Origin of the sequence: Pseudomonas sp. 18173 (assembly GCF_050432945.1) — a bacterium.
GTDB lineage: Bacteria > Pseudomonadota > Gammaproteobacteria > Pseudomonadales > Pseudomonadaceae > Aquipseudomonas.
In genome coordinates this window covers 53,084-66,014 of the sequence record NZ_JBKFTN010000023.1, presented here as the reverse complement: position 1 = coordinate 66,014, position 12,931 = coordinate 53,084, and the positions used below count along the sequence as shown (strand labels likewise).

The 12,931-nt window shown below is 62.4% G+C and carries 10 protein-coding genes; 6 read left to right on the top strand and 4 right to left on the bottom strand.

Going from position 1 to position 12,931, the window contains the following annotated elements:
- The first annotated feature begins 74 nt into the window (after positions 1-74).
- The 4 genes from ACLD1X_RS23170 to ACLD1X_RS23155 all read left to right on the top strand — a co-directional run bounded on the left by ACLD1X_RS23170 (position 75) and on the right by ACLD1X_RS23155 (position 6,556).
- On the top strand, positions 75-2,459 hold the full coding sequence (locus tag ACLD1X_RS23170) for a 7TM diverse intracellular signaling domain-containing protein (RefSeq protein ID WP_429371625.1): 2,385 nt from the start codon (positions 75-77) through the stop codon (positions 2,457-2,459).
- Positions 2,460-2,533: 74 nt separating this feature from the next.
- On the top strand, positions 2,534-4,183 hold the full coding sequence (locus ACLD1X_RS23165; RefSeq protein WP_429371623.1) for an acyl-CoA dehydrogenase family protein: 1,650 nt from the start codon (positions 2,534-2,536) through the stop codon (positions 4,181-4,183).
- Positions 4,184-4,349: 166 nt separating this feature from the next.
- Positions 4,350-5,849 carry an AMP nucleosidase gene (amn, locus tag ACLD1X_RS23160; protein WP_178076732.1) on the top strand — a complete coding sequence of 500 codons (1,500 nt, stop codon included), beginning with the start codon at positions 4,350-4,352 and terminating at the stop codon, positions 5,847-5,849.
- 71 nt (positions 5,850-5,920) lie between these two features.
- A complete protein-coding gene (locus ACLD1X_RS23155) occupies positions 5,921-6,556 on the top strand; it encodes a pseudouridine synthase (protein WP_429371621.1) in 636 nt (211 codons plus the stop codon).
- Here ACLD1X_RS23155 and ACLD1X_RS23150 read toward each other — a convergent pair.
- Both ACLD1X_RS23150 and ACLD1X_RS23145 read right to left on the bottom strand, forming a co-directional pair.
- Positions 6,551-6,760 (bottom strand): DUF2788 domain-containing protein, encoded by a 210-nt coding sequence (locus ACLD1X_RS23150; protein WP_008022976.1) that lies wholly within the window; start codon positions 6,758-6,760, stop codon positions 6,551-6,553. The two genes, ACLD1X_RS23155 and ACLD1X_RS23150, sit on opposite strands and share 6 nt — an antisense overlap.
- A gap of 199 nt (positions 6,761-6,959) precedes the next feature.
- On the bottom strand, positions 6,960-7,439 hold the full coding sequence (locus ACLD1X_RS23145) for an Lrp/AsnC family transcriptional regulator (RefSeq protein ID WP_007937367.1): 480 nt from the start codon (positions 7,437-7,439) through the stop codon (positions 6,960-6,962).
- A gap of 450 nt (positions 7,440-7,889) precedes the next feature.
- On the opposite strand from ACLD1X_RS23145, the gene ACLD1X_RS23140 reads away from it, so the two are divergent.
- Complete coding sequence (locus ACLD1X_RS23140; protein WP_429371618.1) at positions 7,890-8,945, top strand: DUF6515 family protein; 1,056 nt, start codon at positions 7,890-7,892, stop codon at positions 8,943-8,945.
- Here the strand turns inward: ACLD1X_RS23140 and ACLD1X_RS23135 are convergent.
- Positions 8,939-9,835: a cation diffusion facilitator family transporter gene (locus ACLD1X_RS23135; protein WP_429371616.1), complete on the bottom strand. Its 897-nt coding sequence runs from the start codon at positions 9,833-9,835 to the stop codon at positions 8,939-8,941. The genes ACLD1X_RS23140 and ACLD1X_RS23135 overlap by 7 nt on opposite strands.
- Before the next feature lie 41 nt (positions 9,836-9,876).
- Complete coding sequence (locus ACLD1X_RS23130) at positions 9,877-10,296, bottom strand: polyribonucleotide nucleotidyltransferase (protein ID WP_429371614.1); 420 nt, start codon at positions 10,294-10,296, stop codon at positions 9,877-9,879.
- Between the two features lie 109 nt (positions 10,297-10,405).
- On the opposite strand from ACLD1X_RS23130, the gene hrpB reads away from it, so the two are divergent.
- Positions 10,406-12,922, top strand: coding sequence for an ATP-dependent helicase HrpB (gene hrpB, locus ACLD1X_RS23125; RefSeq protein WP_429371612.1), 2,517 nt, complete (start codon positions 10,406-10,408; stop codon positions 12,920-12,922).
- Positions 12,923-12,931: the final 9 nt, after the last annotated feature.

Sequence of the window (12,931 nt, the reverse complement as noted above, 5' to 3'; positions counted from 1 at the left end):
ATACCGGTTTTACGTCTGCTCAAAAGGAATGGGGGGCTTCCTGACAGAACCGGACTGGCCACGCTGGGGCTTCAATGCACTATTTGCTGATGTTGCTGTTGTGTTTGCCCCTCCTGGCAAACGCCGTCGAGTTCGATGAGTTCACTCAAAGCCTCCCCTTGGGCCGTACCCTGCAGGTCTACGAGGACGCAGGTGGTCAGGCGACCATCGCCGATATCCGTGCGCAAGCGACAGCCGGCAACTTCAAGCCGCACCACAAGGACACGCTCAACGCCGGGTATTCGCGTTCGGTGTACTGGCTGAAAATCGACCTGCATTACCGCCCGGCCAATCCGGCGGCACAGCGGACCTGGCTGCTGGAACTGGCCTATCCGCCCCTCGATCATCTCGACCTCTATTTGCCTGATGCGGCTGGCGACTATCAGTTGGTCAGGCAGACCGGCGATGCCTTGCCGTTCGCCAGCCGCGAGGTTCGTCAGAACAACTATCTGTTCGACCTGACGTTCAAGCCCGACCAGGCCGAAACCGTATTCCTGCGATTGCAAAGCGAAGGCTCGATCCAGGCACCGGTCACCTTGTGGTCGAGCACGGCCTACCTCGAAGAGCAGCCCGTGCGCCTCTACGTACTGGGGCTGATCTACGGCGTGCTGCTGGGGATGCTGGTCTACAACCTGTTCATCTACCTCAGCGTGCGCGACACCAGCTACCTCTACTACATCTTCTATATCGCCTCGTTCGGCCTGTATCAGCTGTCGGTAAACGGCGCGGCGGTGCAGTATTTCTGGCCGGACAACCCCTGGTGGGCCAACGCTGCGACGCCGTTTTTCATCGCCTGTGCAGGGCTGTTCGGCAGTCAGTTCGCCCGCAGTTTCCTGCAAATGGCTACCCACAGTCGCTGGCTCGACCGCTTGTTGCTGGTGCTGATCGCCTTCAGTGCGCTGGTGATGGGCCTGTCGTTGATGACCAGCTACGCCCTGGCCTTGCGCCTGGCCACCGCGCTGGCGCTGACGTTCACCGTGGTGATTTTCGCCGCCGGGATCTTTGCCTGGCTGCGGGGCCTGCGCGTCGCGCGGTATTTCATTATTGCCTGGTCGGCGTTTTTGCTCGGCGGCATCGTCAATACACTGATGGTGCTGGGATACCTGCCAAACGTGTTCCTGACCATGTATTCCAGCCAGATCGGCTCGGCCATCGAAGTGGCGTTGCTGTCCCTGGCGCTGGCCGACCGCATCAACGCCATGCGCGAGCAGCAGGCGCAAACCCTGTTCGACGCCAGCCAGAAGCTTGAAGTGCTCAACCAGCAACTGGCACGCAGCAACAAGCTCAAGGACGAGTTCCTGGCCACCCTGACCCATGAATTGCGCACGCCCATGAACGGTGTGATCGGTTCGCTGGAGCTGATGCAGACGGTCGAAATGGACCCTGAGCTAGAGCAGTATCAGCAGACGGCTTCGGGCTCGGCGCGGGACATGATGCGCATGGTCAACGGCATCCTCACCCTCACGGAATTGCAGGCCGGCAAACTCAAGGCCTCGGCCGATACTTTCAGCTTGCGCGGCATGGTCGAGGCGTTGCGCGCGCAGTTCGACGGCAACGCATCGGGCAAGTCGCTGGACTTCAAGGTCGATGTCGCGCCAGGTGTGCCGGATCGTGTGTACGGCGACAACGTCAAGATCGCCCAGTGCCTGGAATGCTTGCTGGATAACGCCATCAAGTTCACCCGGGTCGGCGGCCTGGCCTTGCGGGTGACCGGCAAGGCGATTGAACCTGATCGGCTGGCGCTGACCTTTGCGGTGATCGACACGGGCATCGGTTTCACCGATTTGGGGGAGGCCACGATGTATCAGCGGTTCTTCCAGCTCGATGGCTCGATGACCCGTGAATACGGTGGCCTGGGTGTTGGCCTGGCGATTTGCCGACAGTTGGTCGAATTGCTCGGTGGACGCCTGACTCATCGCTCCGAGCCAGGACGCGGCAGCCGGTTTCAGCTTGATGTGGAAGTCGGGTTGCCGGTGGTCGAGCGTCCTGTGATGCCGTTGATGACCCGGGACTTTGCGCGCCTGCGCCTGCCCCAGGATTGTGCCGTGCTGTTGGTGGATGACAACGGCATCAGCCAGCTGGTGATGCGCGGCATGTTGCTCAAGCTGGGTTTCCGCGTGCGGACGGCCGACAGCGCCGATGTCGCGCTCGATCTCTTGCAGCGCGAAGTGTTTGACGCGGTGCTGGTCGATTGTCAGTTGCCGCTTCTGGACGGTGAGTCGGTGTGCTGCCAGATCCGTGCGTTGCCCGGTTATGCCGAGCTGCCGCTGTTCATGATCGCCCTGAGCGGTGACCGAGAGCGCTGTCCGACCGGCGCGGTGATCGATCACTTGAGCAAACCGGTGAAATTCGAAGACTTGCAGGCTGCGCTCTACCGCCGCGTGCTTTGCTCGCAACAGGGCGAAAGCGCCGACAATTAGGCGGATATGACACTTTGATCGACCGGGGGGCGGTGCTTAACTGAAATCCCTTGGCCGACCAAAGGAGCCCAGTCATGAACCTGCATCAGTTCGCCGAAACCCACGAAGTCAACAACCAGCCACCGTCACTGGACGGCGCCAACCTGTACCGCATCGACTTGCCGTTGCAGGAATGGTCACGACGCTTCGGGGCCGGTTGGGCCGAATCGCGGATCGACGCCTATGGCGCACTGGCCGGTGGCCCGTTGATGGAAGCCGGGTTCCTGGCCAATCAGAACAAGCCGGTATTCAACAGCCATGACCGCTTCGGTCATCGCATCGACCTGGTGGAGTTTCATCCGGCCTATCACCAATTGATGCGCACGGCGGTCGAGCACGGCCTGACCTCGCTGCCCTGGGCGCACCCGCAGGACGGCGCCCATGTCGCCCGCGCGTCCATGTCGTATCTGCACAGCCAGGCCGAAGCCGGCAGTGGCTGCCCGTTGACCATGACCTTCGCCAGCGTTCCGGCGATGCGTCTGCAGCCGGACCTGGCCGAAAAGTGGCTGCCGAAAATCCTCGCCACCGAATACGATCCGCGCAACGTCGGCATGGCCCACAAGGCCGGGGTCACCATCGGCATGGCCATGACCGAGAAGCAGGGCGGCACCGATGTGCGGGCCAATACCACCAAGGCGTATCCGGTTGGCGCCAGCGGTCCGGGCCAGGCCTATGAGCTGGTGGGGCACAAGTGGTTCTGCTCGGCGCCGATGTGCGACGCCTTCCTGACACTGGCACAGACCGACAAGGGCCTGACCTGTTTCCTGTTGCCGCGTCATCGTCCGGACGACACGCGCAATCAGTTCTACATCCAGCGCCTGAAGAACAAGCTCGGCAATTGCTCCAACGCTTCCAGCGAAGTGGAGTTCCGTGGCGCACTGGCGTGGATGATCGGTGAAGAGGGGCGTGGCGTTCCGACGATCATCGAGATGGTTGCCATGACCCGCTTCGATTGCATGGTCGGTTCCAGTGCGTTGATGCGTCAGGCGCTGACTCAGGCCAGCCATCACTGCGCGCACCGTTCGGTTGGCGGCAAACTGCTCAGCGAACAGCCTTTGATGCAGAACGTGCTGGCGGATCTGGCGCTGGAAAGCGAAGCCGCCCTGGCCTTGAGCCTGCGCATGGGTCGGGCGCTGGATCATCTGGACGATTCGCAGGAAGCCAAATTCGCCCGTCTGGTGACAGCCGTGGGCAAGTACTGGATCTGCAAGCGGGCGCCGGCCATGATCAACGAAGCGGCTGAATGCATGGGCGGCGCGGGATATGTCGAAGAGAGCATCCTGCCGCGGCTCTATCGTGAAGCACCGGTGAATTCAACCTGGGAAGGTTCCGGCAACGTGCAGTGTCTTGATGTGCTGCGTGCCCTGTCGAAAGAGCCGGGTGTGCTCGACGCGCTGTTCAGCGAGTTGGGCGATGGCCATGGCGACAAGCGCCTGGCTGCGCACATTCATCAACTGCAGGCGGCCTTCAAGGACACCGGTGACATCCAGTACCGCGCCCGGCAGTTGACCGAGGACATTGCATTGGCGCTGCAGGCCAAATTGTTGCTGGAAGCGGGGAACGAGGTGGTCAGTGATGCCTTCATTGCCAGTCGTCTGGAGGGCGGCGGCCGAGTGTACGGCGCGTTGCCTCGAGGCCTGGGCGTGGAAGCGATTGTCGCCCGCTCGACTCCGCAGGGCTTCTGATCGCCATCGGGCCCCATGTGGGAGCGGGCTTGCTCGCGAATGCGGTGTCACATTCAACATTGATGTGGCTGAAAGACCGCTTTCGCGAGCAAGCCCGCTCCCACAGATGTTCTCTATGCACATCGCCAACATGCCACTGTTCCCGTGAAGCGACGATGCAGGCAAGATGAAGGTCTGCAAGTCAGAACACAGGATGCTGATCGTGACCGAAGCTTTTATTGTCGTTCAAACCGCCGAGCAAGCCGTGGATCGGCTTGCGCTCTTGCACAATCGTGCAACCACCGCGCTGAGCCAGGCGCTCAAGCGTTATCTCAAGGATCGTGTCGAGCCGGACGCCGAGCAGCGGGCGTTGTTCCGTTATCCCGAACTGCGCCTGACGTACCATTGCCAGGGCGAAGTCCCGCAGACCACCCGTGCCTATGCCAAGGTCCAGCTGCCGGGCACCTACAGCGTCACCGTCACCCATCCGTCGGCTTTCCGTAAGTACCTGCTGGAACAGCTGGTTCCGCTGATGCACGACTTCACCGTGACCGTGGAAGTCGGGGTCAGCGAGCAGAACATCCCGTATCCGTATGTGGTCGAGCAGGGCGATGAGCTGGCGGGTTCCGGCGTCACCGCTGCCGTGCTGGCCCGGGTGTTCCCGAGTACCGACCTGTCGGCCGCGACCGACGGCATTGCCGACGGCTTGTACGACTGGGAAAACACCGATCCGCTGCCACTGGCCCTGTTCGATGCCGCGCGGGTGGATTTCTCCCTGCGCCGACTGGTGCATTACACCGGCAGTGACTGGCGGCATGTGCAGCCGTGGATTCTGCTGACCAACTATCACCGCTATGTCGACCAGTTCATCGTCCATGGCCTGGAGCAGCTGCGCAATGATCCGCGCTTCGTGCGCATGGTGCTGCCGGGTAACGTGATCATCGAAAAGAGCATGGACCACGGCGAAGCTTCGGCCATTGCCGCCGGTGTGGTCTGGCACCGGTATCAGATGCCGGCCTATCACCTGATCGCCAGCGACGGTCACGGTGTGACCCTGATCAACATCGGTGTCGGCCCGTCCAACGCCAAGAACATCACCGACCACCTGGCCGTTCTGCGCCCGCATTGCTGGCTGATGATCGGTCACTGCGGCGGCCTGCGTCAGTCGCAGACCATCGGCGACTATGTGTTGGCCCACGCCTACATGCGCCGCGACGGGATTCTTGACCGGGTGGTGCCGCCGAACATTCCGATTCCGGCCCTGGCCGAAGTGCAGCTGGCGCTTCAGCAAGCGGCGGCGAACATCACCGGCGAGAAGGGCGACGAACTGAAGAAGCGTCTGCGCACCGGCACCGTGCTGACCTACGACGACCGTAACTGGGAACTGCGCTGGGCGCAGGAACGGCCGCTGATCAACCTGTCCCGCGCCGTGGCAGTGGACATGGAAAGCGGCACCATCGCCGCCCAGGGTTATCGTTTGCGGGTGCCATACGGCACGTTGCTGTGTGTATCGGACAAACCGCTGCACAGCGAAATCAAGTTGCCGGGTTCGGCGAACGCTTTCTATGAACGCGCGGTCAGCCAGCACCTGAAGATCGGTATCGAGGCGGTGGATCTGTTGCGTACCGAGCTCAACTCGCTGCACTCGCGCAAACTGCGCAGCTTCGACGAGCCGCCGTTCCGCTAACGGTTGTCATGGTCATTTGACGGTCAGGGCACTAGCATTAGCAGCCCTGACCGTTAGATGTTCTCTTTGCCATGTCCCGTCCGCCACGTCCCGTTTCCCGCCGCCCTGGCGTGAAGCCATCCCCATCAGCCCCGCGCCGTGTCGCCAAGGCGCCGCCGGCCGAGCCGAAACTGATCCTGTTCAACAAACCGTTCGATGTGCTGACGCAGTTCAGCGATGGCGAAGGGCGCGCGACCCTCAAGGATTACATCGATGTACCGGGCATCTATCCGGCCGGACGGCTGGACCGCGACAGCGAAGGCTTGTTGCTGCTGACCAACGACGGTCAGCTTCAGGCGCGGATCGCCGACCCGAAACACAAACTGGCCAAGACCTATTGGGTGCAGGTCGAGGGCGAGCCGAGCGCCGAGCAATTGCAGCGCTTGCGTGACGGCGTTGAATTGAATGACGGCATGACCTTGCCCGCCGAGGCGCGACAACTGGACGAGCCCGAGCTATGGCCGCGCAATCCGCCGGTGCGCTTTCGTAAAAGCGTGCCGACCAGCTGGCTGGAGTTGGTGATTCGCGAGGGGCGCAACCGCCAGGTGCGGCGCATGACGGCTGCGGTCGGTTTGCCGACGTTGCGCCTGGTACGGGTCAGAATCGGCGACTGGACGATCGAAGGGCTCGATCAGGGGCAGTGGAAAGAAGTGCCAGCGCGCTTATAACGTGCCGGATTCGATCAGGCCGATGACCACGCTTTTGATCACGAATGCAGCAACGCCCAGGCCGAGTACGAAGAACAGGATGAACGAGCCAAAGCGTCCGGCCTTGGACTTCTTCGCCAGATCCCAGACGATGAAACCCATGAAAATGATCAGGATCGTGACCAGTCCGGTCATCATCCACTCTTCGAATACGGCAGGATCCATCGAACATCTCCAGCACAGGCGAGGCTAAAAGGGCGCGGCGAGTATACGCCGCGCTGGCTTCGTGCAGTATTGACCTGCGTCGGTGTGTCGCAGTCATTCGTCGCTTGTGCCGGCCCCTTCGCGAGCAGGCTCGCTCCCACAAGGGATCTTCAGTGCATGGGAGATCCCTGTGGGAGCGAGCCTGCTCGCGAAGGCGATTTCAGCTACGCAGATGAGTCAAAGGCAGTTCGGTGCTATTCAACACCTGATTCAACACAAAACTCGAGCGCACGCTGGTCACCCCTTCAATCCGGGTCAGATGCCCCAGCAGCAGTTTCTGGTAGTGATCCATGTCCGGCACCACGACCTTGAGTTGATAGTCGGCGTCCATCCCGGTCACCAGGCTGCATTCAAGTACCTGGGGCAAGGTGCGGATGGCGGCTTCGAAGTTTTCGAAACGCTCCGGCGTGTGACGGTCCATGCCGATCAGCACATAGGCCGTCAGGCTCAGGCCGAGCATTTTGCGGTCGAGCAGGGCGACCTGACGGGAAATGTAGCCGTCGTCTTCCAGTTGCTTGACCCGCCGCGAGCACGGCGAAGGCGACAGGCCGATGCGCTCGGCCAGCTCCTGGTTGGAGATGCGTGCGTCGCGCTGCAATTCCGCCAAAATACTCAGGTCATAACGGTCGAGCTTGCTCATCAATCAGTCCTTTGTCATAACTATTGCGACAGATTATCTATCCAGGGTTAAAAATTGCGCAAGTGATGTTTAATTGAGCAATCTTCGCAATCCTCTGCCGGCGCTCCCGGCCTATTCTTATCACCAGAATCACTGCTCGGACAAACAGTCCAGTGCGGCTCGCCCAATCAGGCCCGCCGCGGTCGCCACCCCCACCGGGGACGTGCCGGCCCCCGAGCTACACACTGTCCAGAAGACGGCGTGAGGTGAGCCGACGTCAAAAGCGTCGAGCCAGGACGAAGTTCTCCAAGGGGAGGCCGACGGGTCTCCCCTTTTTCTTGCGCGCAATTTACTGCCGTGAATTGACGCTCAGCCCTCAATAAATAAGTTGCGTGACTGATAACCTGTAGCAGAACCGGCTCGTGCTTTACCAGTCTTATGTACAGGCCCTAACCCGCAATGAGGAAAAGCATGAAATCGCGCATCTGGCGTTTGGCCGGTGTTGGTTTGCTGTGTGTCAGTGTCACTGCGCAAACGATGGCCGATGAGCAGCAAAACCATGGCCGTGATGGCGGGCAGCACGGCCAGGAAGGGCGCCAGGATGGGCATCAGGGTGGTAATCAGGGCCACGGAGGCAACAACCAGCCGTCTCCACAAAACAGCCAGCCGCAGAACCAGCCCCGTGCGCAGAACAACGACAATCGCCAGTTCGAGCACAACGGCCAGAATCAACACCAGGACAACAGCCAGTGGCAGAAACGTCCGGCACCGGATTTCAACAGCCCGGTTCGCTCGCCGCCGCCGCCACCGCAGCTGCCGGCCAATGACTTTCCGATCCAGCCGCGCCCCGACACCGTGCGCCAGACCCAGCAGCCGCAGCGTGGTTATTACCAGGACCAGCCGCATCGCAATGACTACAACCAGCGCTGGAGCGGCTACATAGGTGCACCGACCAATGACAATCACTGGCAGGGTCACCCTGAGGGGCGCGGTAACGGCTGGGGACCCGGGCCGAGGTATCGCCCTGGCCAGATGATCGACCGCTTCCCCGAGCGTAATTACCGCGTGCCTTACCGTGGCATGGATTATTACTTTTCCGGCGGTTACTGGTACCGCCCGCTCGGCCCGCGCTATGAGGTGGTGCAGCCACCACGCGGGATTCGGGTTCGCTACCTGCCCGATTATGCCCAACAGGTATGGATCGCCGGGACGCTGTTTTTCCTCGCGGCCGGCTCCTATTACGCCTACCAGGAAAGCACTCAGGACTACGAGGTGGTCGATCCGCCGGTTGATCAATCGCAACCGTCAGTCGGCAGCAATAGTTATGACGTGGAGGCGTATCCGGCCAACGGTCAGTCACCGGAGCAGGTCAGCCGGGATGGCTACGAGTGTTATCAATACGCGGTGCAGCAGAGTGGTTTCAATCCACGAACCGCCACCTACCAGCCAGACCCGTCGGTGGTGCAAGCCTACCGACAGGCCCAGGGCAGTTGCCTGAGCAGTCGCGGTTATCAGGTCAATTACTGAGCCCGGGCGGCTTTTACCACTTCCTGCGGGTCGGCGTGCACCAGCACCTCGGCTCGCGGGTAGACGCTGTGAATGGCCGCGGCCGCCTGATCGCTGATGCCGTGGGCGACTGACAGCGTCAACTCCCCCGGCAACTCCAGGTGCAACTGCACAAACCACTGGTTGCCGGAGATCCGAGTGCGCAGGTCATGCGCCCCCAATACGCCGGGTACGCTGCACGCCAGTTCCAGCATGTGCTGGCTGACATCCGGCGGCAGCTCTTCATCCATCAACACCGCAAAACTTTCCCGGGCGATCTGCACCGCGCTCCACAAGATATAAGCGGCGATTCCCAGGCCAAACCAGGCGTCGACCTGATGCCAGCCAAACCCGGCCAGTATCAGCGCCAGCAGAATGCTGCCATTGAGCAGCATGTCCGAACGGTAATGCAGCGAGTCGGCCCGCACGGCGTTCGAGCCCGTGGCCTTGACCACCCGATGTTGCAGCATCAGCAAGGCCAGGGTCAGGGCGAGCGAAAACACGATCACACCGATACTGATCCACGGCGCGCCGACCGGTTCGGGATGTTTCAACCGCTCGTAGGCCTGCAAGGCAATCAGCACCGCACTGCCGCCAATGAACAGCGCCTGGGCCATGCCGGCCAATGACTCGGCCTTGCCGTGCCCGTAGCGATGATCATCGTCGGCGGGGCGCAGGGCGTAATGCACCGCCAGCAGGTTGAGCAATGACGTGACGCCGTCGAGGGCCGAGTCGGTGAGCCCGGCGAGCATGCTCACCGAGCCGCTCAGCCACCAGGCGATGGCTTTGGCGACGACCAATGTGCACGCCACCGCTACCGAGGCACGGGTCGCCAGCCGCAGCAGGCGGGCGTGTTCGGAGCTGGAGGTCATAGGGGCAGTCGTTCCTTGATGAGTGCTGTTGCGCGTGGGGATTATGCGGCCGGTTGCAGGCCGAACATCGCCAGTTGCTGGGCGCTGCCCTTGTGCTGGATCAGGCGTGGATCGTCCAGCGGGAAGCTGCGGCCCAGTTCGCTTTCCAGAATAGTCTGCAACTTGCGGTTATCGACTTTGCCGTCGGGGCCGATGGCGTCCTTGAGTTTTTGCGGGTCGACCTGCGCGGTCTTGCCCGGTTCGAAGTAAATCGCGCCGGTGGCGAAGTCCACGGCAAACGCGATCAGGCCGGGGATGATGTAGAACAGCAGGCCAACGGCGTCGAGCGCGGCAATGGCCGGGTCGATCTTGCCTTCGATCTGGCCACGGCGATCGGGGTAGAAGATCGAGCCGCAGGCTGTCACTTGAGTCAGCAAGGTTGCGACCAGAACACCGCCAATCAGGCGAAAGGGAGCACGCATATGAAATCTCCTGGGTAATCTCGAAACGAAACGTCGTCGGTATGAATTAAGACCCTGACGAACGCCTTGCAGTTCGCCGTTATACTCGGCCCTCTGTTTTGGAGCCAGCATGATTTCTTTGCCGATCGATGAAGTTTTACCCGCCCTGCGTGAAGCCCTCGCTACACGCCACGAAGCCGTGCTTGAAGCGCCGCCCGGCGCCGGTAAGACTACCCGCGTGCCTTTGGCCTTGCTCAACGAGCCGTGGCTGGCCGGGCAGACCATCCTGATGCTTGAACCCCGCCGGTTGGCCGCGCGGGCAGCAGCGGAGCGGCTGGCCAGTGAGCTGGGGGAGAAGGTCGGCGAAACCGTGGGTTATCGCATTCGGCTCGACAGCAAGGTCGGCCCCAACACCCGTATCGAAGTGGTCACCGAAGGCATCCTCACCCGGCGCCTGCAGGATGACCCGGCGCTGGAAGGCGTCGGCCTGCTGATTTTCGACGAATTCCACGAGCGTAGCCTCGACGCCGACCTCGCATTGGCCCTGAGCCTCAATGGCCGGGAACTGTTTCGTGATGACCAACCGCTGAAAATCCTGCTGATGTCCGCGACCCTGGAAGGCGAGCGCCTGGCCGGGTTGCTCGACGACGCGCCGATCCTGCGCAGCGAAGGGCGCATGTTCCCGGTGGCGATGCGCTGGGGCCGGCCGTTTCAGGCTGGTGAATTCATCGAGCCGCGTCTGGTGCAGACCATCCTGGAAGCCTTGAACGACGAGACCGGCAGCGTGCTGGTGTTCCTGCCGGGGCAGGCGGAAATCCGGCGCGTGCATCAACAACTGGCCGATGCGTTGGGCGAAAACCCTCAAGTGTTGCTCTGCCCGCTGCACGGTGAACTTGACCTGACGGCGCAACGGGCGGCAATCGATCCGGCACCGGCAGGCAAACGCAAAGTGGTACTGGCCACCAACATCGCCGAGACCAGCCTGACCATCAACGGCGTACGCGTGGTGATCGATGCCGGGCTGGCGCGGGTGCCGCGTTTCGACCCCGGCAGCGGCATGACCCGCCTCGACACCCAGCGCATTTCCAAGGCCAGTGCCACCCAGCGCGCGGGCCGGGCCGGGCGCCTGGAGCCCGGCGTGTGTTATCGCTTGTGGTCCCAGGACCAGCACGAGCAACTGGCGGCCTACGGCAGCGCGGAAATCCTTTCGGCGGACCTCGCCGGGCTCGCCTTGCAACTGGGGCGCTGGGGCGTGACGCCCGGGCAACTGGTGTGGCTCGACGTACCGCCGGCCGCCGCTTATGCACAGGCCCAGGATCTGCTCGAGCGCCTGGGCGCACTGGAGGGCGAAGCGCTGACCCGTCACGGTCAGGCCATGGCGGAATTGCCGGCGCATCCGCGCATCGCGCATTTGTTGCTGCGCGGCCAGGCGCTGGGTCTGGCAGACATGGCCTGCGATGTCGCGGCGCTGCTCGGCGAGCGCGATATTCTGCGCGGCGCCGGGGCGGACTTGCACAGCCGACTGGTGCTGCTGTCTGGCGAAGAGCGTGCCGCACGCGGTGCCCAGGGCGGCGTGCAGCGCGCACGGCAACTGGCGCGGCAGTACCGTGGTTATCTGCGGGGCAAGGCATCGGAACCGGTCAGCGATCCCGAGCATCCGCGCTGGTTGGGTGCATTGCTGGCGCTGGCCTATCCCGACCGGGTCGCCCAACAACGCCGTGCCGGTGGTGCGGAGTATCGCCTGGCCAACGGTCGAGCAGCCTTGTTCGCCGAGGCAGACAGCCTGATGAAGCAAGCGTGGCTGGTGATCGCCGATCTGGGCAGTCGTCAGGGCCAGCGTGAGGAGCGGATTTATCTGGCGACGGACTTCGATCCGGCGTTGTTCGATTCGGTGCTGGCCGAGCAGGTGCGCTGCGTCGATCAACTGGACTGGGATGAACGTGAAGGCGTGCTGCGGGCCGAGCGCCAACGCAAGGTTGGCGAGCTGATCCTCAGTCGTGAACCGCTCACCGGCCTCGACGAAAGTGCACGCAGCCAGGCGCTGGTGAATCTGGTGCGGCGCAAGGGGCTGGAGCTGTTGCCGTGGACACCGGAGCTGCGTCAGTGGCAAGCGCGAGTCGCGTTGTTGCGGCAACTGGACCTCGCCGGCAAGGGCGAGAGCGAGTGGCCGGATGTCAGCGACGCGGCGTTGCTCAAAAGCCTGGAACACTGGCTGATGCCGTATCTGGGCAAGGTTTCCCGGCTCAGTCACTTCGCCAATCTGGACCTGTCGAGCATCGTCCACAATCTGCTGCCGTGGCCGCTGCCGCAGCGGCTGGACGAGCTGGCGCCGCATCATTTGAGCGTGCCGTCGGGCTCGTCGATTCGTCTGGACTACAGCGAACAGCCGCCGATTCTCGCGGTGCGTTTGCAGGAGTTGTTTGGCCTGGCCGAAACCCCGCGCATCGCCGGGGGCCGGCAAGTGGTCAAGCTGCACCTGTTGTCCCCGGCGCGACGGCCGGTGCAGGTGACCCAGGACCTGGCCAACTTCTGGCGCAGCACCTACGCCGAGGTGAAGAAGGATTTGAAGGGGCGGTACCCGAAGCACTATTGGCCTGATGATCCACTGGTGGCCGAAGCGACTGCGCGGATCAAGCCGCGTAAATAACGGTAAACA